This window comes from Thermanaerovibrio acidaminovorans DSM 6589, assembly GCF_000024905.1.
Classification (GTDB): Bacteria; Synergistota; Synergistia; order Synergistales; family Synergistaceae; genus Thermanaerovibrio; species Thermanaerovibrio acidaminovorans.
Genome location: NC_013522.1, coordinates 1537749 through 1563845, shown reverse-complemented (window position 1 = coordinate 1563845; position 26097 = coordinate 1537749). Strand labels below are relative to the sequence as shown.

The following is a 26097-nucleotide window of genomic DNA, read 5'->3' as shown; positions in this document are numbered from 1 at the left end:
ATGGCAAAGATCGAAAGATTCGAAGATATAGAAGGCTGGCAGAAAGCCAGGGAACTAACGCGGGAGATATACCGGACCACCAATCAACGAGAATTTGCCAAGGACTTTGGCCTGCGTGACCAGATACGCCGGGCGGCGGTATCGGTAATGTCCAATATTGCCGAAGGGTTCGAACGTGGTGGCGATGTTGAGTTTCGTCGGTTTCTGGCCATTGCGAAAGGCTCTGCTGGTGAGGTGAAAGCCCAGCTTTATGTGGCTTTGGATGCCGGCTTGATCGACCAAGCCCAATTCAACCAGCTTTACCACCTTGCAACCGAAACCGGTAACCTGATTGGTGGCTTCATGAGATACCTGAGGAAGGGGCGCGAGGGATGAGAAAGAAACAGCAATCGGAGCATCAGCAGACTATGTTCGATTCAGAAAGACCCGTGACCCGCGACTCGGGACCCGTGACCTGTTTTGGGATGACCTTTGAAAACGACGAGGCGCGGCGGGAGCACTTCCTCCGCCTCTTGCGCGCGGGTTTGCAGGAATTGCGGGAGAAACTTGGTGTCCCGTTTGTGAGTTTTGAGGATACCTATGCCCGGTTGAAATCGCTGCAATATTGGCCCATCGGCACGGAGGAACAGATACGCGATCTCGCCCGACGCATCGCCCGTGCCGCATCCTCGACCCGTGACTCGCGACCCGCGACCCGCGACATCCTCGGCCTATACAAGGACGAGGTCGGCTTCCCGCATGGGTCGATCGAGGACATCCTGAGCCTGTCCGATCCACCCTATTACACGGCATGCCCGAACCCCTTCATCGCGGACTTCCTCAAGCACTACGGCAAGCCCTACGACCCGAACGTGCCTTACAGCAAGGAACCGTTCGCGGCGGACGTGAGCGAGGGGAAGAACGATCCCATCTACAACGCGCACTCCTACCACACCAAGGTGCCGCACAAGGCGATCATGCGCTACATCCTGCACTACACCGAGCCGGGCGATGTGGTCTTTGACGGCTTCTGCGGAACGGGGATGACCGGCGTTGCCGCCCAGCTCTGCGGCGACCGCAAGACAGTGGAGTCTTTGGGCTATAAGGTGGATGAGCAAGGCTTCATCTACCAGCAGGAAACAGACGAGAACGGCAAGACGGTCTGGAAGCCGTTTTCCAAACTGGGCGCCCGGCGAGCCATCCTCAACGACCTGTCCCCGGCCGCCACCTTCATCGCCTATAACTACAACACACCGGTGGATGTTAAGGCCTTCGAACGCGAAGCGAAACGGATCCTGAAGGAGGTGGAGGAAGAGTGTGCCTGGATGTACGCCACGCTCTCGCGCGGAGTTCCAGGTTCAGGGTTGTCGGTTCCTAGTGATGATAGGTTCGTGGAACTAGCCAACCGGATTCGCAAGGCAAAAACAATTGATGAAATCAGGCAGATTTTTGCTGAACTAGGAACCAGGAACCAGAAACTAGGAACCGTTGATTTTGCCCTCGGCAAAATCAACTACGCCGTCTGGTCCGATGTCTTCGTCTGCCCGGAGTGCACGCAGGAGGTGATATTCTGGGAAGTGGCGGTGGATAAAGAAGCAGGCAAGGTGCACGACCAGTTTCCCTGCCCGCACTGCGGGGCGCAGCTTACCAAGCGCACCATGGACCGCACCTGGGTGACCAAATACGACAAGGCCATCGGCCAGACCATCCGCCAGGCGAAGCAGGTGCCCGTGCTCATTAACTACAGCGTGGGCAACAGGCGCTACGAGAAGGCGCCCGATGCCTTTGACCTCGCGCTTATCGAGAAGATCGAGCAGCTGGAGATTCCCTACTGGTTCCCGACGGATAGGATGCCGGAGGGCTACAATACGGAGCAGCCGAAAGTCTCGCACGGCCTCACCCACGTGCACCACTTTTATACCAAGCGGAATTTGTGGGCGCTGGGCGCGCTATACGAGACTGCTGGTCGATCGCCGATAGAACTTCGAGATATTGCCAAGTTTTTTGTTCAGTATGCCTGTCTTGGCTTCTCAAAGATATCTCGGTACGTACCAACTCATTATTCCCAGGTAAACCGATATCTCAGCGGAACGTTGTATGTTGGCTCGCAACAGGTCGAGGTGTCGCCAGTTTACATTCTAAAAGCCAAAGCGGACAGAATGGCAAAGCGCGAGCTTAAACGGCCTTACGCAGGAGCTTTCGTGCTATCAACATCAGATGCTACTTCAAGTATCGAACACAGAGAGTCGGTCGACTACATCTTCACCGACCCGCCCTTCGGCGGCAACCTGATGTATTCAGAGCTCAACTTCCTCTGGGAAGCCTGGCTCAAGGTGTTCACCAACAACAAGCCCGAGGCCATTACCAATGAAACCCAGGGCAAAGGCCTGCCCGAATACCAGCGCCTGATGACCGAGTGCTTCAAGGAATACTACCGCGTGCTCAAGCCAGGCCGTTGGATGACGGTGGAGTTTCACAACTCCAAGAACAGCGTTTGGAACGCGATTCAGGAGGCCCTGCAGACGGCAGGCTTTGTCGTTGCCGATGTGCGCACCCTGGACAAGAAGCAAGGATCCTTCAAACAGGTCACCTCTGCATCTGCTGTCAAACAGGACCTCATCATTTCATGCTACAAGCCAAACGGCGGTCTTGAGGAACGCTTCAAGCTGGAAGCCGGCACCGAGGAAGGCGTCTGGGACTTCGTCCGCACGCACTTACGGCAACTGCCAGTGGCCGTGGTCACGGGTCGCGGGTCGAAGGTCGCGGGTCAAGACGACTCGGGACTCGGGACTCAGGACTCGCGACTGGAGATAGTTGCCGAAAGGCAAAACTATCTCCTTTTTGACCGCATGGTGGCCTTCCACGTTCAGCGTGGCGTGACGGTGCCGCTCTCCGCGGCGGAGTTCTACGCCGGTCTCGCCCAGCGCTTCCCGGAGCGCGACGGCATGTACTTCCTGCCCGAGCAGGTGGCGGAGTACGACAAGAAGCGCATGAAGGTGAAGGAGGTCCTGCAGCTTCAGCTCTTCGTCACCGACGAGGCCTCCGCCATCCAATGGCTTAAAGCAAGTCTCACCAAGAAGCCACAGACCTTCCAAGAGCTCCATCCGCAGTTCCTCAAGGAAATCGGCGGCTGGCAGAAGCACGAAAAGCCCTTGGAGCTCTCCGAGCTCTTGGAACAGAACTTCCTCCGCTACGACGGCAAAGGCCCCATCCCGGCGCAGATCGTCGCGTGGATGAAGCAAAGCGAAAACCTCCGCAAGATCATCCAAGAAGAACTCGCAGCTGGCGGCGCGACGGAAGAGAACGGCCAACTAGAAACCAGGAACCAGGAACTCATAACCCGCGCGAAAGCGCGCTGGTACGTCCCGGACCCGAACAAGGCCGGCGACCTGGAGAAGCTCCGCGAGCGGGCCCTGCTGCGCGAGTTCGAGGAGTACCGCGAATCCAAGCAGAAGCGCCTGAAGGTCTTCCGCCTCGAGGCCGTCCGCGCCGGCTTCAAGAAGGCATGGGCCGAGCGGGACTACGCCACCATCATCGCCGTGGCGCGCAAGATCCCCGAGAACGTCCTCCAGGAGGACCCCAAGCTCCTCATGTGGTACGACCAGGCGCTTACCCGATCTGGGGAGGATCGATAACGCTATGACTCATGGGAGGACGGTCATGAGCGATACAGGCCCTATGACGGAGGCGCTGAAGCTGCCCAACGGCGCTCGGTTCTACCGCTGCGCACTTCAGGTTAATCCATTCGACTACGTCAAGCGCCATAACAAGGAAACGGCATTTGAGGATGAGGCATCATACAATACCGCCATCGTGCAAGCGTGTCTCGATCACGGTATTGAGGTTATTGCTATCACGGACCACTACCGGGTTCACACAGCCGACGGCTTAGCCAAGGCAGCGCGTGACGCTGGTATTCATGTATTTCCCGGCTTCGAGGCCGTTACCAAAGATGGCGTTCACATTCTGTGCTTGTTTGAACCAGGCAGGACCACTCGAGAGCTGGAACGCATACTCGGCGACTGCGGAATCCATCGGGATGAAGCCGCGTCGCCCACAGGGAAATATGATGTCATAGAGTTTCTCAAGACAGCTACCCATTCATGGGGAGCGGTTTGTGTAGCAGCCCACGTTGCATCGGATGGTGGGCTGCTCAACAGGCTCACTGGTCAGCCAGCCATAAACGCATGGACTTGGCCAGACCTTCTCGCGTGTGCACTTCCCGGGCCTGTTACCGATGCTCCGAATGGCATCCGCCAGATTCTGGAGAACAAGAACGCGGACTACCGCCGGGATCGACCGGTCGCCGTTATCAACGCCCAAGACGTATCAAGCCCAGAGGACTTCGAGAAACCTGGCGCGTCCTGCTGGATAAAGATGTCCGCGGTCTCCGTCGAAGGGTTACGGCAGGCCTTTCTCGATCCTTCCTCACGGATCAGGTTGGCCAGTGACCCAGTCCCGGAGGAGCACGAAGAATTCCTGGCACTAACGTGGCAGGGTGGCTTTCTCGACGGCGCCGCGATTCATTTCAACGAGAATCTCAATGTTCTGATCGGTGGCCGAGGAACCGGCAAATCTACCGTCATCGAAAGCCTCCGTTACGTGTTGGGCCTCGAGCCTCTTGGAGAGGACGCCCGCAAGGCACACGAAGGCATTGTCCGCCATGTTCTGCGTAATGGCACCAAGATTTCTCTCCTGGTGCGCGCTCATCGGCCCGCAAAACGGGACTATCTGATCGAGAGGACGATCCTAAATCCGCCGATAGTGCGCGATGAATCGGGTAATGTCCTGGAGGTATCGCCCACCAACATCATTCCACAGGTTGAGGTATATGGTCAGCATGAGATTTCCGAGCTGACGAAGAGCCGTGAAAAGCTCACGCGCCTGTTGGAACGATTCATCGACCGTGACGCAACCCTGGCACAGCGCAAGAACGACTTGAAGGGAAAGCTCGAGCGCATACGGGCCAGGATTATCGAGGTGTGGAAGGAACAGAAGGAAATCGAGGATCGCCTTGCGACCCTTCCGGCTCTCGAGGAGACCCTTCGGCGCTTCAAGGAAGCAGGAGTGGAGGAGCGCCTGAAGGAACAAACCCTGCTGGTGCAAGAGGAAAAGGTTCTTGAAACTGCTTTTGAACGTCTTGAACCATTCCGCAACTTACTTGATCAGATAGACCGCCATCTCCCCGTAGATCGCAGCTTCCTGTCAGCTGAAGCCTTGAAGAAGTTGCCGGGCAAGGAAGTATTGGTTGAAGCGGAGCAGATTCTCGAGCGCTTCAACGAGGCCCTAAATACTATCAGGGCTCAGGTAGCAAATGCCATTCGGGACGCCGAGGAGGGACTCGAATCGGTTAAGCGCAAATGGGAGGAACGAGAGAAGGCCGTCAAGGCACAGTACGAGAAGATCCTCCGGGAGTTGCAGAAGTCGAAGATTGACGGCGAGGAGTTCATTCAACTGCGTCGGCAAATTGAGGAACTTCGCCCACTTCGAGAGCGGCAAGCTGAGCTGGCCCGGAACGCGAACGAATACCTACGTCAGCGCCGAAACCTGCTCGCGCAATGGGAGGACGTAAAGACGGAAGAATTCCGAGAACTGGAACGCGCAGCCAAGAAGGTTAATCGCAAATTAAGGAACCGCGTCAAGGTGACGGTTACCTTTGCCGGCAATCGAGAACCGTTGTGCCAGCTGCTTCGCGATGAAGTGAGGGGCCGCCTTTCCGAGGCACTGGACGTGCTGAGTCAGCGTAAGGACCTATCACTCGTTGATCTGGCCAACACAATCCAAGAGGGCAAGAATGCCCTATGTAAGAAGTATGGCCTTTCCCCGTCGCAAGCTGAGCGGCTTGCGCAAGTCGATCCAGACTTGGTTATGAAGATTGAGGAGCTGGACCTCCCTTCAACAACGACAGTTGAACTGAATGTGGCCCCGGAAGGCGAGGACGCCCAATGGCAAACTCTCGAAAAGTTGTCGACCGGCCAGAAGGCTACGGCGGTACTGCTGCTTTTGCTGCTGGAAGCCAATGCGCCGCTGGTAGTCGACCAGCCTGAGGACGATCTTGACAACCGGTTCATTACCAATGGCGTCGTTCCCAGGTTGAAAGAAGAAAAGCGGCGTCGCCAATTCATATTCGCCACTCACAACGCGAACATCCCCGTGCTTGGAGATGCCGAGTTGATCGTAGGTCTAACCGCCTCTGGCGAGGCAGGTCAAGGAAAGGCCAAGCTGCCCAGCGAGCATATGGGTTCCATCGATACCCTGCTGGTGCGGGAGCTTGTTGAAGAGGTCCTTGAAGGAGGAAAGGATGCTTTCGAGATGCGGAGAAGGAAATATGGCTTTTGAAAGGCGGACATCGAGAGCCTTTCGTTGATGGGAGAAGTTGAACAACGATGACCCTGTCGGTGGAAAACAACAACTGGTACTACAGCCCCGAGCACGGGGAGCTCTGTCGGGTCATCGAGACCCAGACGCTCTGGGGCGAGACCGTCTGCCGTGTCTGGCTGCCGGGCAAGGATGCTGTCGTGCAGTTGCCCGCCACGCGCCTCCGGCCTCCGCATGAAGCAGGAGTCGCCACCGTGGACGGGATCGCTTATCTCGCCGCCGCGGCGAGAGTCGCCGATGCGCTGACCCAGGACGTCCTGCTTGCGCCCATCGAATCGTCCGTCATCCCGTTGCCGCATCAGATTCGGGCTCTCTCCAGGGCCATTTCCAATGACCGCGTGCGCTATCTCCTGGCGGACGAGGTGGGCCTCGGCAAGACCATCGAGGCGGGTCTCATCATGCGGGAGCTCAAGCTCCGGGGCTTGGTGAGACGGACACTGGTCATCGCTCCCAAGGGCCTGGTGACCCAATGGGTGGCCGAAATGCGGGCCCACTTCAATGAGCATTTCCAGCTTGTCTTGCCGGACGACATCAAAACGCTCAGCCGCATTTCGGCGGTCGCGAGTCCTGAGTCCCGAGTCTCGGGTCAAGAAGACTCGCAACCCGTGACCCGCAACTCGTGGACCCTCTTTCCCCAAGTTGTCGTGCCGATGGATTCGGTCAAGCCTCTGGACAAGCGGCGCGGCTGGTCCAGGGAACAGGTGGCCGAGTACAACCGGGAGCGCTTCGAGGACCTGATCTCCGCCGGCTGGGACCTGGTCATCGTGGACGAGGCCCATCGCCTGGGTGGGAGCACGGACCAGGTGGCCCGCTACAAGCTCGGCCAGGGGCTGGCCGAGGCCGCGCCCTACCTGCTCCTGCTCTCCGCCACACCGCACCAGGGCAAGACCGACGCCTTCCACCGGCTGATCTCCCTGGTCGATGCCAAGGCCTTCCCCGACGTGAGCAGCGTGACAAAGGAGCGGGTACAGCCCTACGTCATCCGCACGGAGAAGCGCCGCGCCATCGACGCGGAGGGCAAGCCGCTTTTCAACCCCCGGCGCACGGAGCTGGCGCCGGTCTCCTGGAAGGAGCGCCACTGGGATCAACGGCTGCTCTACGAGGCGGTCACCGAATACGTGCGAGAAGGCTACAACCAGGCCATCGCTGAGAAGCGCAGCTACATCGGATTCCTCATGATCCTGATGCAGCGCCTGGTGGTCTCCAGCACCCGCGCCATCCGCACAACCCTGGAGCGGCGCCTCGAAGCGCTCGAGGCGCCCCAAGAACAGCTCACACTCTTCCCCATGGTCTCCGAGGAGGACTGGGCCGACCTGGACGGCCAGGAGCAGATGGACACCCTGCTCAAAACACGTCTCAAGGCCCTGAAGAATGAACGGGCCGAGGTGAAGCTGCTCCTGGAGGCGGCCAAGCGCTGCGAAAGCCAGGGCCCGGACGCCAAGGCCGAAGCGCTCCTGGACTGGATCTACCGCCTCCAGGCCGAGGAAGGCGACCCGGATCTCAAGGTGCTGGTGTTCACCGAGTTCGTGCCGACCCAGGAGATGCTTATGCGATTCCTGACCGAGCGCGGCATCACAGTGGTGTGCCTCAACGGCTCCATGGACCTGGAGGAGCGCAAGCGGGTCCAGGACGCTTTTGCCAAGGATGTCCGCATCCTCATCTCGACGGATGCCGGCGGTGAGGGGCTCAACCTCCAGTTCTGCCATGTGGTCATCAACTACGACATCCCCTGGAACCCGATGCGCCTGGAACAACGCATCGGCCGGGTGGACCGCATCGGCCAGACCCATACGGTGCGCGCCATCAACTTCGTGTTCGAGGACTCGGTCGAGCACCGTGTCCGCGAGGTCCTGGAGGAGAAATTGGCGGTCATCTTCGAAGAGTTCGGCATCGACAAGACCGGTGACGTGCTCGACTCTGCCCAGGCGGGCCGCATGTTCGACGAGATGTATGTCGAGGCGATCCTCAATCCCGAAAAGGTGGAGGAATCCGTAGAGAGCGTGGTTGCCCGCCTGCAGGAGCAGGCCCGCGAGGCGCGCACGACCGCATCCGTGCTCGGCGCGACCGAGGACCTGGAGCCCGGCGAAGCCCAGCGGCTGCTGGCCCACCCGCTCCCGCATTGGGTGGAGCGCATGACGGTAAGCTACCTGCAGGCTCACGGCGGCAAGGCTGAGAGGAAGAACGGCGCCTGGGATCTCACCTGGCCCAACGGCGAGCGACTGACCAATGTCGTCTTCACCAGCAAGGAGGCTGAAGAGAAGCCTTTGAGCCGCCACTTGACGCTGGAAGATCCCAAGGTGCGTGGGCTGGCCATGCGCCTACCTCCCTTTACCCCGGGACAACCGGTCCCGGTCATCACGCTTCCTGGCCTTGCCCCAGAGATCATGGGTTTCTGGTCGCTCTGGCAGATTTCGGTCACGAGTCACGAGTCGCGGGTCGCGAGCCGTCCCGATGGACTCGTGACTCTGGACCCGGGACCTGAGACCCGCCGAAGGCGCATCATGCCTTTGTTCCTGGCCGACGACGGTCGGGTGTTTGCGCCGACCGCCCGGCACATCTGGGATCAACTGCTGACCACTCCGCCCACGATCCTCTGGCATTTGGACATCGAGACCTCTCATCAAGCCTTCGATCAACTCCGGGGGGCGGCGGAACGACAGGGGAAGACGATCTACGACGAGCTGGTGCAGGCTCACCGGGAGCGTCTTGCTCGGGAGCGTGAGAAGGGCGAGTACGCCTTCGCTGCGCGACGCAGAGCCATCGAGCGCATCGGACTGCCACAGGTCCGTAACCATCGCCTGAGTCTCTTGGAACAGGAGGAAGAACGCTTCAGGGAACAACTCGAGCGCAGGGCCCAGATCTTGCCGGAAATGGCGCCCTTGGCTTTAGTCCGCGTGGAGGGAGGCGTCCATGGGTAGTTGGCGTGACCAAATCCTGAGTGAGTTCACACCCCAGGTGGCCCGGCTTACCCTGGTCGCGGATCCGGATGGCCTGCTCCTTGAAGAAGGTGTCCTCGAAGGGATCCGGGAACGGGGCTTTGAGCTGATCCCGTTCGAGGATCATGTCGCCTTTCGCTATGCCTACGAATCCAAGTTTCGCTCCCGCTGGGACCGTGGCGAGAAAACCGATCTGGTGGTGGTGCTGAGATCGCCTTCGAGCGATCTCGATGCCTTGCCCTACGACCTGCTGCAGGCTGGCCGCAAGCTCTCATTCAACCTGGGCGATCTCTTCCCGAATCTCAGCTACCCCGTGGTCGCAGCGCTCGACCGGGCTGATCTCGACGCCTTGTTCGATGCGCAGGCGAAGCACGCGCCGGGGCAGCTCGGCGACAACGCTACGAAGGAGTTCGTCCTTCGTCATGTGTTCGAGATCGCGCCGGAACTCATCAAGCAGCCATCGGACCTGCTCCGGGTCTTGCTGCGCCGCCATTACCGGGGCATGAGAATCCCGGCCATCCTCGATGAGCGCTTTATCCAGGTGCTTCGTCAAAACGGCCTGTTCGAGGATTGGCCTCTGGAAGTCATCATTCCCGACGCGCAAGCATTCTTTGCGTTCCTGCAGGAGCGCTGGCCGGTGTTCCTGGATTCGCTCGCAAAGCCGAAGGACGATGCCGTCCACGAGGACGCGGCGGACTACGGCTTCGAGTTCCCAGGACCGACGCTCTTGCCTTTCGACCACCACGATGTCCGCATTTACATCGACAACCTTTTCCTCGAGGGCTTGCTCCAGCCGGTTCCTCACGAGCAATCGCAAGCGCTCGCCAAGACCTGGGTGGCTTACGGCATCAAAGTCTCCCCCGTGGAGAACCGTCGCCGCCGCATGGAGGGGCTGCTGGTAGCAATCGAGAAGACGATCCCCACGGTGGAGGCGCGTCATGGGGAGTGGCTCCATTTCGCCTACCGTTGGGCGGAGCTCGTCGCCTTGGAGCTGGAGCCAGACACCACCCTGCCGGAAGAATACCGGGAGCGCCTGGAGGCATTGAGATCCCGGATCGATTCTGCGCTCACCGATTGGGTGGTGAAGCGCTACGCGAGCCTGATCAACCTTCCGCCCGCGCCGCCGGTGATGCTGCATCACATCCCGCGGTTCCTCGCCCGAAGCCTCGGAGACGACCGGCGCACGAAGATCGCTTTTCTGCTGGTGGACGGCCTCGCCCTGGACCAATGGATCGCCTTGCGCGATGTGCTCGGAGAGCTGGATTCAAAGCTGCGGTTCCGTGAGAACGCCGTTTTCGCCTGGATTCCCACCATCACCTCTGTTTCCCGGCAGGCCGCCTTTGCCGGCAAGCCACCGATCTACTTCCCGGCGAGTATCCATACCACAGACAAGGAGCCGGGCCTTTGGACGCAGTTCTGGGTCGATCAGGGGCTGACGCAGCATGAGGTGGCTTACGCCAAGGGGCTAGGCGACGGGGACCTGGACGAGGTCTCCGAGCTACTGAGCCGGCCCAGGCTACGTGTCGTCGGACTGGTCATCGACAAGGTCGACCGGATCATGCACGGCATGGAGCTGGGTGCGGCGGGCATGCACAACCAGGTTCGACAATGGGCCAGACAGGGATTCATGCGGGACCTTCTCGGCCTGCTTCATGACCGCGGTTTCCAGGTCTACCTTGCCTCGGACCACGGCAACATCGAGGCGAAAGGCGTGGGACGGCCTGCCGAAGGGGCGGTCGCGGACCTGCGCGGCGAGCGCGTGCGTGTCTACTCCGATCCCAGGCTCAGGGCTCAAATCAAGGAGCGATTCCCGGAGTCCCTGGAGTGGCCCTCGGTGGGCCTCCCAGAGGACTACCTCGCCCTCATCGCTCCGAACCGGGCTGCTTTCGTGCGGGCGGCTGAAACCCTCGTCGGTCATGGTGGCATTAGTGTCGAGGAACTGCTCGTCCCTCTTGTCCAGATCGATAGGAGGGACCGATGAACAGTCGCCTGACCCAGATCGGTTTCAGCCAGCGGGTCCGTCTTGAATGGCTGGAGAGAACGGCCAACCTGGTGCTTGCCGGAAACGACGAGGCGTCCATCTACAACGCCCTCCAAGAGCTTCTCGAAGACAAGCTGTCTGTCGGCGGGAATGCCAAACGCGGCAATCGGGAGAAGGTGATCACCATCCTGATGAAGATCTGGGTCCGCCCCCCGCGCGACCTCCATCCCCTTCAGCGGGAAGGCCTCAAGCTTCTCTCACACCTGCCGCGTGAGGACCATATCGCGGTCCACTGGGGCATGGCCATGGCGGTTTATCCGTTCTGGGGGGCCGTAGCGGCCCATGTGGGGCGACTGCTCAGGCTCCAGGGAACGGCCGCAGCCAGCCAGGTACAGCGCCGCGTGCGGGAGCAATATGGGGAACGCGGCACGGTATCCAGAGCGGCACGACGGGTGCTGCGGAGCTTCGTCGATTGGGAGGTCCTGAAGGAAACATCGGAAAAAGGCATCTATACCGCTGGGCTTTCACTCGCCATAGCTCAGGTGGAGGTTATCGCCTGGTTGGCCGAGGCCTTCTTGCACGCTCATCCCAACGCTTCGGTGGCTTTGAGAACGGTCCTCGATTCCACGAGCCTGTTCCCGTTCCGCCTGAGCCCTGTTTCCGCGGCTCATCTGGTCGCGGTCTCCGGGCGGCTCGATGTGCTGCGACACGGCCTTGACCAGGACTTGATCATGCTCCGGAGCAGATGATGCGACTGTGGCCAATCCATCCCAAGTGCCTGGACGCCAAGGGCCCCGGGCGGATCATGACGCTCTCAGAGAATCGGCTCTACGATCAGATTCGTTTCTATGAAATTTTGATATGCTTGCTAAACGAACTGGTGGTACGACAATGCTGGTAGAATGTACTGGCAGGGTACTCTTGAATACGAACGAGGAAACCAGGAGGAGTAAACATGCCGTCGCGAGGAGAGATAAAGAGCGAGAAGATACTGGTTAAGGACATCTTTTCTGGGATGTGGTTCCGCGTCCCAGAATACCAGCGCCCTTACGTGTGGGGCCGGGAAGAGATTTCCGCCCTTCTTGATGACCTAACATTTGCCATGACGGAAAAGCCCGATTTCGAGTATTTCCTGGGGTCGTTCGTGTTTCAATCCAAACCTGCGGCACCGGATAGCGGACAGGAGTTTGACGAAAACGATCTGCTCGACGGCCAACAGCGCCTGGCCACACTGCTCATGCTCTTTGCTGTGCTGCGCGATCTTGCTGAGGACCCCGATGCCAAGGATGACTGCCAGAAGTGCATCTATCAGAAAGCCAGCAAGTACAAGAACATTCCCGAGCGAACCCGCTTAGTTTTCACCATCCGTGATGAGGTGCAAAAGTTTATCGATGAGTTCGTGAAGGCCGATAGCGGTACGGATCGCGAGAAGGACCTCAACCAGATGGTCTCCAAAAGTGCCGACTTATCCGTACGCAACATGGCTGCGGCCATCCTCGAGATCCGCAGGTTCTTCCGCGAGAATCCGAACACGAAGCCCGAAGATCTGCTCCAGTTTCTCCTTAACAAGGTGCTTCTCATCTACATCTCGACTGAAGACCTTGAAGATGCCTTCCGGTTGTTCATGATTCTTAACGATCGGGGCATCCCACTTCGCAACAGCGACATTCTCAAGTCCATGAATCTCGGGGCATTGGAGAAACAGGAAGAGAAGGTCAAGTATGCCAAGATGTGGGAGGAAGCCGAAAGCGAGCTTGGGGATGACTTTGATCGATTCCTCAATCACGTGCGTACCATCCTGGTAAAGGACAAGAGCCGGCTGAGTCTCCTTCAGGAATTCGAGGACAAGATCTACAATCCCAAGGAACGGGACAAGGCGACAGGTCAGAAGAAACCCGTGCTCCTCAAGAAAGGGCGCGAGACATTTGAGCTGATCGAGCGATACCTAGGGCACTATCGGACCTTGCTGGGCGGTCAAAACTCCGACGAAACCGGCGGCAGTTTCGCGTTCGACAACCTTATAAAGGTCATGCTCACGGGGCTGCCTGCGACGGACTGGGTTCCGCCTTTGCTCAGGTATTTCGACAAGTTTAAATACGACCGCATTCTGGAGTTTTTGAAACGCCTCGATAACAAGTTCTCGGCCGACTGGATTTGCCAGTACACTCCCACGGACCGTATCGCTGCAATGAACAAGATCATCCAGGCAATTGATGACGCCCACACTGTGGACGACCTTTTTTCCACCAACGTTTTCGACATTGATGAAGGATCGCTTGTCCGAATGTTGGACGGAGCAGTATATGGCCGGCGATTTGCCCGATATCTGCTGCTGAAACTTGACTACCTCTACCAGAACCACGACCACAGGATGCATTTCGAGACTTTGTCCGTCGAGCATGTTCTGCCGCAAAACCCAACAGAAGACAGCCAGTGGGTCAAAGATTTTTCAGAAGAAGAGCGAAACGAGTTGACGGACAAGCTCGGCAACCTTGTACTCATCACCCGAAGGAAAAACTCGTCGCTAGGGCGGCTGGATTACTCGAAAAAACGCAAAAGGTACTTTGAGAAAAACATAGACACCTGCCCGAATTCCCTTCGTGTCTTGCAAAGTGAAAAATGGACTCCCACAGAACTGAAGGCAAATCACCAGACGGTCCTAAAAAAACTTGGAGAGCATTACGGAATCAACGTGGATGTGGTCTCCGCAGTCAAGGACGTGAATACTGATGGGTCGGAGCTGCCAAGTGCCGAATAGCGTTCCCGATATCAATCTTACCAATAGCATCCGAATGCACCGGATCGATCAAAATGGCACCGCCTGCGGGGGAAACAGGATGCGCCTTGAGGGAACGGCATGAATGGAGGTGAAACAATAAGACTTACCATGTGACCCTTCGGACCGACGGCGGCTGGAACGTGAAAGAGGAAAATGCGTCAAGAGCATCCAGCAGCCACGATACGAAGGCGGAGGCTGTGGATCGAGCCAAGGAACTTGCGAAAAACCAGGAGCTCGGGCAGGTGGTGATCCACAAGAAGGAGATGACGATTCAGACCGAGCACACCTACGGAAAGGACCCATATCCGCCCAAGGGATAAGAATGTGCAATGTGATGGAGGTGGCGCTGAGTAATGAAGACACCGAAACATTCCCTGCGGAAGATCGTCAGCTTCTTAAACAATCCTGACGAGGACGGCGGTTTCTGGCTGCCCAATATCCAGCGGCCGTTCGTCTGGAGCGAGGACCAGATCTGCCGTCTCTTCGACTCGATTCTGAGGGAATACCCCATCAGCACTCTGCTGATATGGAAGACCAAGGCTGAGGTCCGCCACAGAAAGTTCATCGACAACTACCGCAGCAAGCTCCGGTTGAGCGATTTTTACGTCCCCGAAAACGGCAAGAAGAAATGTCTGGTTCTGGACGGTCAGCAGAGACTTCAAAGCCTGTTCATCGGTCTGTGCGGCAGCTACGAAGGGCGGGAGCTTTTCCTCGACATTTTAAGCGGAGAGGTGTCCGCTCCGGACGACGTCAAGTTCAGGTTTGCCTTTCTCGACGCAGGCAAAGCCAGCTTTCCGTGGATCAGATTCAAAGACCTGGTCTTCAATACCGCCGATCCGCTTACCGCCGCGGAGGACCTGATCGCCAAAGCGGGCCGCGGACTCTCCCCTGATGAACGTCGCAAAATCAGCCGCCACGTCGGCATCGTATTCAAGACTTTTCATTCCGACGACGGGATTTCATACCAGGAGCTCGACAGCACCGAAAACGCCGAACTCTACACCGAAGACGACGTTGTGGAGGTCTTTATACGGGCTAATTCCGGCGGCACCCGGTTGGGCAAATCCGATCTGCTTTTTTCCTTGCTGAGCTCAAGCTGGGACCGCGCCGACGAACAGATGGAGGACCTCCTGTCGGACCTCAACCGCCACGGCTTCGCATTCACTCGTGATTTCGTTTTGAAATCATGCCTTACGCTGTTGAACCAAGGCGCACGCTATGAGGTCTCGAAGTTCCGCAAACCGGGCGTGCGGGAGGAAATCGAAACCAGGTGGCAGGACATCACGAAAGCGCTGAAAGACGTTCTGGACTTCGTCCGCGGGAAAACCTTCATCCGATGTGACAAAGCCTTGCCGTCCTATCTTGTCCTGATTCCGTTGGTCTATTCCCGCTATCATTTTCCAGATAACTGGAAGGCCGCGCAGGGGATAGACAGTTACCTGCTGCGTGCTCTAATCAGCGGCGCATTCAGCGGAACCCCGGACCAACTCATCGACGACTGCGTCGGAAAGATCAGGGAGCGGAACGGCTTCGATCTCAATCATCTGTTCGACGCCATCCGTTCGAAAGGACGAAGTCTCGAACTTACCGAGGATCGCTTCTGGCAGATGGGTTACGGTTCCGATTCGATCCATCTGCTTTTCAATCTGTGGTACCGTGAGTTCAATTACACGCCTGCTTACGACAACAACATTCCGCAAGTCGACCACATCTTTCCGCAGAGCGCCCTGAGAAAGATCAAAGCCGTCAGTCCGGAAACGGGTCGGCTCAGCATCGTGAAATACAAACAGGATTCGCGCGACCAGTTGGCCAACTGCATGTTGTTGACCCAGGCGGAGAACGGAGCCGGCGGCAAATCCGACACCCTGCCCGAAGTCTGGTTCGCCGACAAGCCGGAAAGCTACCTCGACATGCACCTGATACCGAAGGATAAGGACCTCTGGAAGATCGACCGCTTCGAAGACTTCATTGAAGAGCGCAAGAAGTTGATTAGAAATAAATTCTCGTATCTTCTTGCGCAGAAGACTCAGGATAATCGGATTGCACAAACGGGCAATGATGGACCTGCGCCATCTATTCATTGATGAACGCCACACCGGCATGTGCGTTTATTGCGGCACCCATCCGGATACGCGCGACCACATTCCTTCGAAGGTCCTGTTGGATGAACCCTATCCGCCTGAGTTGCCGGTCGTCGGTGCCTGCAAAAAGTGCAACTCTTCGTTCTCGCTGGACGAGCAATATCTGGCTTGCTTCTTGGATTGTGTCATCCACGGCGGAGCAGAGGCCTCTGATCTTCATCGTCCCAACGTCAAGCGCATTCTGGAAGGCAATCCGGCGTTGCAATTGAGGATAGAGGGGGCTTGGAAAAAGGATGATGCGGACAACTTGATATGGGAACCGGAGGCCGGTCGGGTTCGGAACGTGATCCTGAAACTCGCAAGAGGGCACGCCGCATATGAGTTGTACCCGAAACTGGAGAAACCGAGCATAGTCGGTTTTGCGCCCCTACGGATATTGAGCGATGACCAAAGATCGGCGTTCGAGCAGGTCGCCGGCGATGACGAGATCGACTTGTGGCCGGAAATCGGCAGCCGGGCGTTCCTGAGGGCGTTCGGGAAATCTCCGGACCGACTCCCGCTCTCAGGTGGGTGGGTCGTGGTTCAACCGGGGCGTTACCGATATTCAGTATCCGAAACAGGCGGGGTGATTGTACGAATGGTCCTGAGCGAATACCTGGCCTGCGAGGTTGTATGGGAACTTTGAACGGTCCTTTGGAAAGGAGGTTGATCTTTGCGACAGGTTTGCGACACAACTTGCGACAAGATTACGACTCGACTTGCGACATTCGCGTCGTGTAGAGTAATTGGGAAATCGACATTGACGCCGCTTCCGGTCCGCCGGGAACAGCCTGCTCTTTGACAACCCGTTGATATTGAAGGTTTTCGGTTAACAGCCGGAGAACGAGAACGGTTATGAAGAGGGTTGCCCCTGGGGAGCCAGATTTAATTCGCCGGATCCGGCGGTTGCTATTTGGCGCGAGCCCCCAAGGGGATTACCCCTTGGGGGCTCGTCGTTTCCGGCGTGTCCACGGGGGTTGTGTCCCCGCACATTTGCAGGGGCGATCTTGCGCCGGTTGCGGTCGGCACCGCCGTCCGTGGCTGGGAAGTTCACCGGGGAAGAAGTGGACGAGCGAGGGGAGTCGGCGATAGCGATCCTGGTTCAAAATGAATCGCACCTCATGCCCGTGATCTGTGCCCTGGCCGGAAACGCCGGTTTCGCAAAGCAGAAGGGCCAGAGCGTGGCCGGTGTTGCGGGCAAGATATGCGGGCGCTTCAATGCGGTTCGGACCGGTACCGGCATGGTCACCATGTCTCTGCGCGGTATCCTCATCGGTCGCCTGTGGTGGGGCCTGGTAGCCATGGGTGTCGTGCTCTTTCCCGTTGGCGGACGAGGAGGTTAGCGACGAGCGCTCCTTCGAATTCCTGCACGAGATGGGGGAGGTCTGCAAGGACCTGCGGATCCGCCTCGTCGCCGGTGTCCAGGAAGCTACTTCGACAGCCCTTGTTCTTTCGGGGAGGCCGCGGCATGAAGTTGAGGGGTGAAAAGGGCATCGAGCGCCAAGTGATTGAAAAGCTCATGGCGCTCAAGTACACTTACCGTCCAGACATCCGGGATCGCGAGTCGCTGGAGCGCAACTTGGAATTAAGAATATGAAATGAGGAGGGATTATTTATGGTCGAACAGGTATTTGCACTGTCAAAAGGTAATGAAACGGCAGTCGAGAAAGTTATTTTTGATGAGAACCTGCACTATTTGCACATGGTGTTTAACAAAACAGAGGGGTTGCCGGAACACTTTTCCAACTCAAACGTGTATATTACTGTTGTTCGCGGAAAACTTTCTATAGGTTTGAATGATCAGGAGATCCATGAATATGAAGCCGGTACACTGCTAAAAATCCCATATCAAACGAAAATGAATGTTAAAAACCTGAATGAAGAAACCTTGGAACTAATAATTGTAAAGGCACCTGCCCCTAAAAGTTGACAGCTTCCAACTGGCTGGTGAATCGCGTCGCTATCGATGGGCTGGAGGCATGGCATTTCGGCGGTTGGGATGCGGTGCGCACCGCATATCCCAAAGCGATATGAGGGGCGGGGGACACCGGGTCCCCCGCATCCTACATGCCCGGCACGGTCATCCGCTTGAGCCCCTTGGGGACCTCGAAGAGGTGGTCCGGCACGCCCCCCCTCCTGACGTCCCGGTACTCGTGGGACCAGGTCCCCTCCCGGGAGCGCACCTCCCCCTTTATGGGCCAGCCCAGCTCCTGGGAGACCCACTGGGTCACCACCGTCCCGTCCTCCTCGGTCACCTGAAACTTGTCGCACCTGATCCCGTTGATCGTCTCGGTCCCCAGTTGCCTAACCCTCTTCGGATCCGCCCCCTTGACCAGTGACGGGTCCTCGGAGAGCCGCCCCAGGGGCATCTCCATGTAGGCCCCCTCCTGATCCATGATCAGCCACATGACCTTGCGGTCAAGACGGATGATGGTCACCAGCGTCTGCCCCTCTTGGGTGATCTCCTGGCGGATCCGTTGCCCCTTCACGAAGACCCTGCCGGAGGCCTCCTCCCCGCTCTGGTCCCGGGTCACCATCCGGGCGGAGAACTCCGCCGCCACCGCGGATCCGGTGAGGATCCCAAGACCTATCGCCGCCGCCAGAAGGGCCCAAAGGGCCCCCCGGAGATTGCCCATCTCACCCACCTCCCATGGTTTTTGGTTTTTAGGTTGTCCAAGTTGCACATAGGCGATGTAAGATAGTGTATGCCCCAGGACCCCGGCGGACAAGACCCCGGGGCGGGCGGTTGGCCGTGGATGTGTCGTTTTAGTAGATCTGGAATCCAGAGTGTTGCCCCTTGGCGGGCGGGAGGTGAGGCGGTTTGACGTTCCAGGATGCTCCGGTTGATCACCTGACCAGGCGCCGGATAGAGGCCCAGGTCTTAAAGCCCCTCATAAGGCTGTTGGAGGAGCGGCTTGGGCGGGAGGAGGCCCGTCGGATCCTGTCCCAGGCGCTTAACTCCATATCCCGGGAGGATGGCCGGGCCCTGGCGGAGAGGCTGGGGCGGAACGACCTCAAGGCCTTCCGGGATCACGTGTTGCCCATGTGGTCCGGATCGGGGCACATGGACCTGGAGGTGTTGGAGTCCGCCCCTGGGACCCTGGAGTTCGACGTGACCCGCTGCGACTACCTTGTCCTGTACCGGGAGCTGGGGCTGGAGGACTACGCGGAGGTGCTGTCCTGCGATAGAGACTGGGCCTTCCTCGAGGGGTTCAACCCGAACCTGAGGCTCCGGAGGGATGAGACCCTGGCCAGGGGGGACGGGTGCTGTGCGTTCCGCTACACGTCGGATCGATAGGTTGGTTGGGAGGGTTTGAACGGGGTTAAAAGGCCCCATCCGGTTGGGACTGGTGCTCGAATTTTCGCCGAAGGGGGCCTTCCGGGGACACGAAAGCGATAGGAACGGCGGCCAGCCTGTCCTGCACCGGGACATCTCGCCCACAGCGAGATGTTATTGACTGGCGGGTGGATACGTGGTATTTTCTTCACATATTCCGGCGGCGGTGATCGTCGCTGCATGAGACGCGGGGGGATGATGTTGGACTTGATCGACGGAGCTGTGGATTCCCGGGTGGAGATGCTGAAGGCCCTGGCTCACCCGGTCAGGTTGAGGATAGTGGAGGTCCTGGGGAAGGGGAGACTTTGCGTGTGTCAGCTGGCGGGAATGTTCCCCCTGGATAGGACCACGGTCAGCAAGCACCTCTCGGTACTCAAGGAGGCCGGAGTGCTGGAAGATTGCCGGGAGGGGAGGGAGATATACTATCGGCTCAAGATACCCTGCATAGGGGATTTCATCGCCTGTCTCGACCGGATGGCCGCCGGAGGGGTCTGCCGGTGCGGATCCTTCGGGGTGAAGGAGGACGAGGCGTAGGTCTTGAGGTTGTAAAACCCGCTGGGGTTGGATTCTGGTGGGTTTTGGGGGGTTTAAACGGTGGCGTAAGCGTCACGGTGCTTTTTAATGGTATAGGTATAGGACGAGAGGGTGGTATGGGTGAACGAGGAGATCAAGAAGTTCGGTTACATGGCGTTGGCCTTCCTGGGTTTCTACTTCCTGCCGGTGGACAGTCCCAGAGTTAAGGCCGCAGCGGTGGAGGCCCTGGCCATGATGCACGAGTACGCCAGGGAACATGTTTTGTTGTGTCTGGTGCCCGCCTTCTTCATCGCAGGGGCCATAAGCGTGTTCATATCCAGCCAAGCGGTGATGAAGTACCTTGGGGCGGGAGCCAAGCGATGGGTGGCTTACACTGTGGCCGCCGTGTCGGGCACCATCCTGGCGGTATGCTCCTGCACCGTTCTTCCCCTTTTCGCTGGGATCTACAAGCGGGGGGCCGGGCTTGGCCCTGCCTCGGCGTTCCTCTACTCCGGGCCGGCGATAAACGTGCTGGCCATAGTTATGACCGCCCGGATACTCGGCTTCCAGATGGGGCTCGCCAGGGCGGTGGGGGCGGTGAGCTTCAGCGTCATCATAGGGGTCCTGATGGCCTTCTTCTTCCGCCACGAGGAGCTCTCCAGACAGCAGGGCTTCGCTCAGGTCCCCCATGATCCAGCCGATCGTCCCCTTTGGAAGACGGTCTGGTTCATGGCCAGCATGGTGCTATTCCTGGTCTTTGCAAACTTGGCGTCCCCCAAGGTTCCGGTGGGCCTGTGGGCCGCCCTCTACCAGGTCAAGTGGATAGTGGCGGGGCTGGCCCTAGCCTCGACCATAGCCTCGTCTCACCTCTGGTTCTCCGGCGATGAGAGGTTCCATTGGTACAGCTCCACCTGGGGCTACGCCCTTCAGGTGATACCCCTCCTCTTCTCCGGGGTCCTGGTGGCCGGGTTTCTCCTGGGCCGTCCCGGCCATGAGGCTCTGATCCCCAACCAGTGGGTCTCCGGACTGGTGGGGGGCAACTCCCTCTTCGCCAACTTCTTCGCATCCCTGGTGGGGGCCTTCATGTACTTCGCCACCCTCACCGAGGTGCCCATACTACAGGGGCTAATGGGGGCGGGGATGGGCAAGGGGCCCGCGTTGGCCCTGCTTCTCGCGGGACCCGCCCTGTCGTTGCCCAACATGCTGGTGATCCGGAGCGTCCTGGGCACGAAGAAGACCGTTGTCTACGTGTCGTTGGTGGTCATCCTCTCCACCGTGGTTGGGATGATCTTCGGTGCCCTGGCAGTGTAGGGACGGCGATTAGAGAGGGGGAGGGCCTTGGGCCCTCCCCCTGGTCTTTAAGGCTTAAGCGGGGTTGTAGGCCTCCTGTCCCAGGGGGATGACCCCGCGGCTGGGGGAGGTTTCCAGCGCTTCCCTGGCGTCTCCGATCCGGAAGCGCCTCACGTGCTCCATCAAGGACTCCGCCACCGCTGAGAGGGTCTCGCTGGAGGATGTGACCTGCTGGTTGGCCTCCGCCTGCTGCCTCACCGCCTGGACCATCTGATCCACCTGCTGGGTGACCTCCCCGATGGAGCGGGCCGCGGCGTCCATGGCGCCGCTCATCTCCTCTGACGAGGCGCCCAGCTCCTCCGCATGGGCCGCCAGGGACTCGATCATGCCCCCTATGGCGTTCACCTGCTCCAGTATGTGGTTGAACTGGACCTCTATCAGGCCGGACTGCTCGACGGTCCTCTCCACCTGACGGAGGCTCTGGAGGGTCTCCTCCACCGCCTGGGCGGACCCCTTTTGGATGTCGTTCAGGATCTCGTTTATCTTCCCCGTGGCCCCCTTGCTCTCCTCCGCCAGCTTCCGGACCTCCTCGGCCACCACCGCGAAGCCCCTGCCCGCCTCCCCCGCCCGAGCGGCCTCGATGGCGGCGTTAAGGGCCAGCAGGTTCGTCTGCTCCGCTATGGCGTTTATGGTCCCCACTATGGCGCCTATGTTGCTGGCGTTCTCCGCCAGGTGGGAGACCGCCGCCTCGGTCCTCCGGGCCCCCTGGCGGCTTTGGGATATCATCTCCACTATGGCCTTCACCGCCTCGTGGCCGTTCACCGCGGCGGACTTCACCAGGTTGGCCTTCTCGGTCAGCTCCTGGGCGGCAATGGCCACCCCCTGGGCGGTCTGGGCCACCTCCTGGCTCGCGTGGGTGACCTCCTCGATGGACGTGGAGGCCCCTTGACCATGGCGTCCACGGATCCGATCCGGGCCACCAGATCCTCCCCCTGGGCGCTTACGTTCTCCGCCACCTCCGCCAGCCCCTCCGCGTCGGCGGTGATTGTGGCGCAACCCTCCTGAAGCTCCTTTATGAGGGGCGTTATCCTGGACCGAAGGCCCTCCACCGCTTCCCCAAGGGCCTCGAGCTCCAGGATGGGACCCCGGTAATCGTAACGGACCGCGAAGTTACCGTCCCCCATGGCCTCCAATACCGGGCGCAGCCCCAGCAGGGGGCATACGATGAGCCTCTGGGAGAGGAAGATGAACCCCGCTACGGTAACCAGGATAGAGGCCAGGAATATGATCGATAGCCCCCGGGAGGCCCTGGAGCTCTGGCTCCTGGCAATCATCTGGACCTGCTCCACCGGGGTGCCCACGAAGAGGATACCTATGATCCGCCCCTGATCGTCCTTGTAGGGCTTGTAGACCGTAACGTGCTCCTTGCCCAGGATCTTAGCGGTCCCCATGTAGGTCCTGCCGGACCGGACCGGCTCGTAGGCGGCGCTGTCCCGGCCCAGGGTGGTCCCCACCGCCCGGGAGCCGTCCTCCTTCCTGACCGACGTGGCCACCCGGACGAAGTCGTCGTCCTGGGCCTTGAATATGGTGGCCACCACTCCCATGGCGCTGGACAGGTTGTCCACCAGCTCGTACCTGTCCTCCACCGGTCTGCCCGTAGAGTCCACCAGCTTCCCGTCCTCCAGCCGTAGCCTCCCGTAGTCCCGGGACACCAGCTGCTCCATCACGTTGATGGCCCCCGAGACCTTGTCCTCGAAGGACCGCTTGGACAGTTCCTCCGTGGAGGACCTGAGGCTGCTCAAGGAGAACCAGAACAGGATGCCGCAACTGATCCCCAACAGCAGGACCGCGGTGCCTATCATGCCGGTGCGCATCGAAACCTTCATGACTACCCCTCCCCAGGTTGCAACTGGAGATTATGCTACTATTAGGAATGGATGTAAGTCAATTGAAAATAATCGATAATTTATATTTCCTGACACCTGCGATAGTTACTAAACACCGTTTCGCGGGATCCATCGCCGGTGGGATCTTTAAAGTCTAGGGGCGTCAGGATCCCATGATCCGCCGGTACAGGTCCACGCCAAAGCCGGTGCCCCGGGGCGGCCCCTCCATTAGCCTGAAGGTCCTGGTGCCGTCCTCGAGCCTCTCGGGGGACAGAAAGAGCACCCGGTCCCCCATGTGCCGTTCCAGGGACGCCACCAGCTGGTGCAGGTGGGTGACGTAGGCCACCCGGATACCCCGGTCCAAAAGCCCCTTGAGGATCTCCTGGGCCACCGCAGATCCCTCCCGCTCATTGGTGGCCGAGAGGGACTCGTTGAGCAGAAGCAATCCCCCGGGCCGCAGGGCGTCCACCACGGCCTCCAGCCTCGTCAGCTCCTCCTCAAACTTGCCGCTCCTCATGGAGGCGTCCTCCTCCTGTCTGAAGTGGGAGAAGATGCCGCTGGCCAGCTCCGCCTCCATATGGCTGGCCCCCACGAACATGCCGGCCTGCATCATGAGCTGCGCCAGCCCTAACCCCCTGAGGAACGTGGTCTTGCCCCCCCGGTTGACCCCGGTGATCACCATCAGGGGCGATCCTGCCCAGCGGACCCGGTTCCCCACCGCCCTGCCCCGGTTCTCCAGGGCCATTGACACGTGGTACAGGTCCCGGCAGGAGAGGCCCCCGCTACCCATGGGATCGGGGATCGGGAAGGTGACCGGCAGGCCCATCTCGGTCAGGGCCCGGTGGAGGTTGGCGCACCCCAGGTAGAAGGCCAGCTCGAACCGAAGCAGGGTGAAGAAGCCCTCCACGTGCCCCGCCCCCTGGGTAGCTACCCTGGCGGCCCGGAGCACTGCCCTGTCCCTGATGTCCCCCAGGGCATTGAAGGACCCCTCGTCCCGGGGATCGAAGGAGAACCCCGCCGCCCGGGTCCCGAGGGCCCGCTGGAGAAGCCCACCTGCCCGGGGTGCCTCCTCGCAGAGGGCGTAACCGGTCCCCTCGTTGCCCATCCCCAGCCTGGCGCTTATGGTGACCCCCTCCCGGAGCCCCAGGGCCTTCACGTGATGCCTCAGCTGCCCCATGTAATCGTCGTCCAGCTCCCTCCCTATGGAGTCGAAGAAAGCGCCGAAGGCGGCGGAGGGGAAGCGGTGGGCCTCCTCCCGGGCCAGGCGCCTCAGCTCCTCCAGCAGGTCCAGCGAGGCCTCCAGGAGCCGCTGGGATCCGCTCAGCACCGAGCTGGGGCTGGCGTGCCGGGGGGACAGACACAGCCACTGCTGGGCCTTCCTCTCCAGATACTCCAGGGTTATCCGGTAGATCCGCCGCACCACCTCAAGGTTCTCCAGACAGTCCCTGAGGCCCCCTGGCGGTGCAGGATGGTCTCCACGTCCATCGAGGGCCTGGATATGACATCAAAGGCCGCCTGCCGGACAAACTTGTCCCCCTGAGCCATGTGGTCGAGCACCGTGTCCAACCCTATGTCCCGTGGGAGCTCCGGGTTCCACCCCGTGGGCGTCCCCCGGACCAGCTCCCGGTCCGGGTACAGGAGGTTAACCCTCATGATCCTATCCTCCTGATCACGTCATGGCAGGTGAGCCGGTGCTTCCTGACCAGGGTCATGGCGTGGGCCAGCTCGTCCAGGAAGGTGACCCAGACGCACAAAGCCCCCTTCTCCCTTATGGCCTCCATCACCCGTCGGCCGATCTCGAGCCCGTCCGCCCAGGTGGTGGAGCTGAAGGGCTCGTTCAGGATGAATATGCTGTCCCGCCCACCCTCCCGAAGCATGTCCCTCACCCTCAGCAGCTCCTCCTCCAGCTTGCCGGTCAGGGAGCTCACATCCTCCGCCCTCTCGAAATGGGTCAGGATCCGGTCGAAAAGGAAGGTCTCCGCCCTCCTGCCCGGGACGGGGCAGCCAAGCCTGGCCAGGTGATGTAGCTGGCCGAACGTCCTGGCGAAGGTGGTCTTGCCCCCCTGGTTGGGGCCGGTGACCACCAGGATCCGCTCGTCCCCGGAGGTGTGGAAGGAGTTGGTCACCACCTCACCCCCGGACTCGATCAACCGATCGGCCAGGGCCAGGTCGAAGGCCTCCTCCCCCAGGACCTCCTTCGATCCGGACAACGAGGGGTAGCAGAAGTGGAGCCCCTTCGCCTTGAGGGGGGCGATGAAGTCCAGGTAGGCCAGGTAGAACTGAACCTCCCGGTGAAACCTGAGCACCGCGGGATGGAAGATCTCCCGGTGGGCTTCGCAGAACCCCACCAGCCGCCGGAACGGCTCCGGGAAGAGCCGGGCCACCATCTCCAGTATCCGGGCCTCCACGTGTCCCATCCCGACCCGCTGGCGGAGGTTCATCTCCACCTCCTGCCCCCGGTGCCGCCTGAACCTCACGTTCCACGTCCCAAGGAAACGGGCCAGCTCCGTCCCCCCTCCACGTAGGTCATGGCGGCGTCCAGGTGCCACCCCTCCCGGTGGTACCTGTAGGAGGACTCCCGGGCCAGCCTCTGGTAGCTCAGAACGTTCCCCATGGCCTGACAAAACCGGTCCACCCGGTCCCGCACCTCCGGGTCCTCCAGGTCCCTCATCACCTCCTGCCGATAGACGACGGAGGCCCTGTCCCTGGGGGGCGCGGCGAAGAAGGGCTGGAGCTGCTGCTCCCGCCTTTGGGCGCAGATGGTCTCTATAAGCCGGTCCAGGTTGAGGTCCCTTGCGGTCCCAGGGGGACAGGCCTCCGGATCCATCCGGTCCCCGTCGGGGAAGAGAACGCTTTATCCCTCCATGGATCAAGCCTCCTCAAATGGAAAATGGCCCC

Annotated in this window: 23 protein-coding genes; 16 read left to right on the top strand and 7 right to left on the bottom strand. The window is 59.8% G+C overall.

The genetic code is table 11. From position 1 onward, the window contains the following. From TACI_RS07705 to TACI_RS07645, 13 genes are all read left to right on the top strand, one after another. A complete protein-coding gene (locus TACI_RS07705) occupies positions 1-375 on the top strand; it encodes a four helix bundle protein (protein ID WP_012870231.1) in 375 nt (124 codons plus the stop codon). After that, positions 372-3614 (top strand): DNA methyltransferase, encoded by a 3243-nt coding sequence (locus TACI_RS07700; protein WP_207280509.1) that lies wholly within the window; start codon positions 372-374, stop codon positions 3612-3614. The genes TACI_RS07705 and TACI_RS07700 overlap by 4 nt, the downstream gene beginning before the upstream one ends. A gap of 43 nt (positions 3615-3657) precedes the next feature. Next, positions 3658-6318: a TrlF family AAA-like ATPase gene (locus tag TACI_RS07695; RefSeq protein ID WP_207280508.1), complete on the top strand. Its 2661-nt coding sequence runs from the start codon at positions 3658-3660 to the stop codon at positions 6316-6318. Between the two features lie 47 nt (positions 6319-6365). Beyond that, a complete protein-coding gene (locus tag TACI_RS07690) occupies positions 6366-9275 on the top strand; it encodes a DEAD/DEAH box helicase (RefSeq protein WP_012870228.1) in 2910 nt (969 codons plus the stop codon). Then, entirely contained in the window at positions 9268-11274 is a 2007-nt protein-coding gene (pglZ, locus tag TACI_RS07685) for a BREX-3 system phosphatase PglZ (RefSeq protein ID WP_012870227.1), read from the top strand. Before TACI_RS07690 ends, pglZ begins: the two co-directional genes overlap by 8 nt. Further along, positions 11271-12023, top strand: a complete 753-nt coding sequence (locus TACI_RS07680; protein WP_012870226.1) for a hypothetical protein — start codon at positions 11271-11273, stop codon at positions 12021-12023. Before pglZ ends, TACI_RS07680 begins: the two co-directional genes overlap by 4 nt. 206 nt (positions 12024-12229) lie before the next feature. Continuing rightward, on the top strand, positions 12230-14032 hold the full coding sequence (locus tag TACI_RS07675) for a DUF262 domain-containing protein (RefSeq protein ID WP_012870224.1): 1803 nt from the start codon (positions 12230-12232) through the stop codon (positions 14030-14032). 131 nt (positions 14033-14163) lie between these two features. Continuing rightward, positions 14164-14373, top strand: coding sequence for a DUF2188 domain-containing protein (locus TACI_RS07670; RefSeq protein WP_012870223.1), 210 nt, complete (start codon positions 14164-14166; stop codon positions 14371-14373). Positions 14374-14406: 33 nt separating this feature from the next. Next, positions 14407-16137, top strand: coding sequence for a GmrSD restriction endonuclease domain-containing protein (locus TACI_RS07665; RefSeq protein WP_012870222.1), 1731 nt, complete (start codon positions 14407-14409; stop codon positions 16135-16137). Then, complete coding sequence (locus tag TACI_RS07660; protein WP_207280507.1) at positions 16109-16819, top strand: hypothetical protein; 711 nt, start codon at positions 16109-16111, stop codon at positions 16817-16819. The genes TACI_RS07665 and TACI_RS07660 overlap by 29 nt, the downstream gene beginning before the upstream one ends. A gap of 391 nt (positions 16820-17210) precedes the next feature. Next, positions 17211-17516 carry a DUF6079 family protein gene (locus TACI_RS07655; RefSeq protein ID WP_164925222.1) on the top strand — a complete coding sequence of 102 codons (306 nt, stop codon included), beginning with the start codon at positions 17211-17213 and terminating at the stop codon, positions 17514-17516. Then, on the top strand, positions 17497-17658 hold the full coding sequence (locus TACI_RS07650; protein ID WP_164925221.1) for a hypothetical protein: 162 nt from the start codon (positions 17497-17499) through the stop codon (positions 17656-17658). The genes TACI_RS07655 and TACI_RS07650 overlap by 20 nt, the downstream gene beginning before the upstream one ends. A 130-nt stretch (positions 17659-17788) precedes the next feature. Beyond that, positions 17789-18103 (top strand): cupin domain-containing protein, encoded by a 315-nt coding sequence (locus TACI_RS07645; protein ID WP_012870220.1) that lies wholly within the window; start codon positions 17789-17791, stop codon positions 18101-18103. Positions 18104-18236: 133 nt separating this feature from the next. On the opposite strand, the gene TACI_RS07640 is transcribed toward TACI_RS07645, so the two are convergent. After that, positions 18237-18809 (bottom strand): DUF4412 domain-containing protein, encoded by a 573-nt coding sequence (locus TACI_RS07640; protein WP_012870219.1) that lies wholly within the window; start codon positions 18807-18809, stop codon positions 18237-18239. 185 nt (positions 18810-18994) lie between these two features. Here TACI_RS07640 and TACI_RS07635 point away from each other — a divergent pair, with 185 nt between their 5' ends. The 3 genes from TACI_RS07635 (at position 18995) to TACI_RS07625 (ending at position 21334) form a co-directional block, all read left to right on the top strand. Then, positions 18995-19471 carry an L-2-amino-thiazoline-4-carboxylic acid hydrolase gene (locus TACI_RS07635; protein ID WP_012870218.1) on the top strand — a complete coding sequence of 159 codons (477 nt, stop codon included), beginning with the start codon at positions 18995-18997 and terminating at the stop codon, positions 19469-19471. 234 nt (positions 19472-19705) lie between these two features. Continuing rightward, the gene (locus tag TACI_RS07630; RefSeq protein WP_242601095.1) at positions 19706-20044 is read left to right on the top strand and encodes an ArsR/SmtB family transcription factor; all 339 of its coding nucleotides are present in this window, start codon (positions 19706-19708) and stop codon (positions 20042-20044) included. 120 nt (positions 20045-20164) lie between these two features. Continuing rightward, positions 20165-21334, top strand: coding sequence for a permease (locus TACI_RS07625; RefSeq protein ID WP_012870216.1), 1170 nt, complete (start codon positions 20165-20167; stop codon positions 21332-21334). 54 nt (positions 21335-21388) lie between these two features. On the opposite strand, the gene TACI_RS07620 is transcribed toward TACI_RS07625, so the two are convergent. From TACI_RS07620 to TACI_RS07595, 6 genes are all read right to left on the bottom strand, one after another. Beyond that, complete coding sequence (locus tag TACI_RS07620) at positions 21389-22213, bottom strand: methyl-accepting chemotaxis protein (protein WP_164925220.1); 825 nt, start codon at positions 22211-22213, stop codon at positions 21389-21391. Further along, positions 22168-23199: a methyl-accepting chemotaxis protein gene (locus TACI_RS07615; RefSeq protein ID WP_164925219.1), complete on the bottom strand. Its 1032-nt coding sequence runs from the start codon at positions 23197-23199 to the stop codon at positions 22168-22170. The genes TACI_RS07620 and TACI_RS07615 overlap by 46 nt, the downstream gene beginning before the upstream one ends. 163 nt (positions 23200-23362) lie before the next feature. Next, the gene (locus tag TACI_RS07610; protein WP_164925218.1) at positions 23363-24622 is read right to left on the bottom strand and encodes a MutS-related protein; all 1260 of its coding nucleotides are present in this window, start codon (positions 24620-24622) and stop codon (positions 23363-23365) included. Beyond that, positions 24598-24852 (bottom strand): hypothetical protein, encoded by a 255-nt coding sequence (locus TACI_RS07605; RefSeq protein ID WP_164925217.1) that lies wholly within the window; start codon positions 24850-24852, stop codon positions 24598-24600. The genes TACI_RS07610 and TACI_RS07605 overlap by 25 nt, the downstream gene beginning before the upstream one ends. After that, complete coding sequence (locus TACI_RS07600; RefSeq protein WP_164925216.1) at positions 24849-25676, bottom strand: MutS-related protein; 828 nt, start codon at positions 25674-25676, stop codon at positions 24849-24851. Before TACI_RS07600 ends, TACI_RS07605 begins: the two co-directional genes overlap by 4 nt. Further along, positions 25673-26026, bottom strand: a complete 354-nt coding sequence (locus tag TACI_RS07595) for a hypothetical protein (RefSeq protein WP_164925215.1) — start codon at positions 26024-26026, stop codon at positions 25673-25675. The genes TACI_RS07600 and TACI_RS07595 overlap by 4 nt, the downstream gene beginning before the upstream one ends. Positions 26027-26097 lie beyond the last annotated feature (71 nt).